Origin of the sequence: Bacillus cereus group sp. BfR-BA-01316 (genome assembly GCF_022664195.1) — a bacterium.
Lineage (GTDB): Bacteria > Bacillota > Bacilli > Bacillales > Bacillaceae_G > Bacillus_A.
In genome coordinates, this window is record NZ_JAKUGX010000173.1 from 1 (window position 1) to 201 (window position 201).

Consider the following 201-nt stretch of genomic DNA (forward strand, 5'->3'; position numbering starts at 1 on the left):
GGGATACCGCCCTGACTGTATTGAAATTCTAACCTACGGGTCTTATCGACCCGGGAGACAGTGTCAGGTGGGCAGTTTGACTGGGGCGGGCGCCTCCTAAAGTGTAACGGAGGCGCCCAAAGGTTCCCTCAGAATGGTTGGAAATCATTCGTAGAGTGCAAAGGCATAAGGGAGCTTGACTGCGAGACCTACAAGTCGAGC

General features: G+C 54.2%; 1 rRNA gene. It reads left to right on the top strand.

Going from position 1 to position 201, the window contains the following annotated elements:
- Positions 1 to 201, top strand: a 23S ribosomal RNA gene (locus MR071_RS25435); the annotation flags it as partial.